The sequence below is a fragment of the Methylobacterium tarhaniae genome (assembly GCF_001043955.1).
GTDB classification, from domain to species: domain Bacteria; phylum Pseudomonadota; class Alphaproteobacteria; order Rhizobiales; family Beijerinckiaceae; genus Methylobacterium; species Methylobacterium tarhaniae.
This window is the reverse complement of record NZ_LABZ01000439.1, coordinates 1-931: the sequence shown is the minus strand read 5'-3', so window position 1 is coordinate 931 and position 931 is coordinate 1. Positions and strand designations below refer to the sequence as shown.

Sequence of the window (931 nt, the reverse complement as noted above, 5' to 3'; positions counted from 1 at the left end):
CCGCCGCCAGGGCCGGGCGAGCGCCGCCACGGACGGCGCGAGCGCGATCATCGAGCATCCCGACGTGCAGCGGATGCTGCTCACCATGAAGGCGCTGACCGCGGCTTCTCGCGGCATCTGCTACCTGACGGCGGAAGCGATCGACCGCGCGCACCGGGCGCCGGACGAGGCGGCGCGCAAGGCGGCGCAAGCCCGCGCCTCCCTGCTGACCCCGGTGGCCAAGGCCTTCTCGACCGATATCGGCATCGAGGTCGCGTCGCTCGGCATCCAGGTCCATGGCGGCATGGGCTTCGTCGAGGAGACCGGCGCCGCCCAGCACCTGCGCGACGCCCGCATCGCGGCGATCTACGAGGGCACCAACGGCATCCAGGCGATCGACCTCGTCACCCGCAAGCTGCCCCTGGACGCCGGCGCGGTGGTGCGCGGCCAGATCGGCGCGATGCGCCTCGTCGCCGAGCGGGTGCTGAAGGAGGGCGGTCCCGCCTTCGGCCACACCGCCCCGCGCCTGCGCGAGACGATCGAAGCCCTCGACCGGGCGACGAGCTCCCTCCTCAAGGCTCTCGGCTCGAACAGGCCGGACGAGGCGCTCGCCGGCGCCACCCCCTACCTGCGCCTGTTCGGCCTCGCCCAGGGCGGCACCTGCCTGGCGCAAGCGGCGCTGGCGGCGAACGCGGCGGCGAAGGCCGGCGACACCGACCCGGCCCATCCGGCCCGAATCGCGCTCGCCCGCTTCTTCGCCGAGAACCTCGCCACGGCGGCGCGGGGTCTGGAGGAGACCGTGACGGGCGGCGGCGGCTTCCTGCAGGATGGGGTGTTGGCGCTCGCGGGGTGAGGGGGGGGACAGCATAGCCGCGTCGATCACGCCTCGTCCAAGGTAGCGCGCACCCCGCCTGACACCCTCCCGGTCATCCCGGGGCCAGCGAAAGCGGAG

1 protein-coding gene is annotated in these 931 nt (G+C 74.2%); it reads left to right on the top strand.

The features are described 5' to 3' along the window. Nucleotides 1-832: acyl-CoA dehydrogenase family protein (locus VQ03_RS30515; RefSeq protein WP_048454694.1), on the top strand; the 832-nt coding region annotated here is incomplete at its 5' end. Nucleotides 833-931 lie beyond the last annotated feature (99 nt).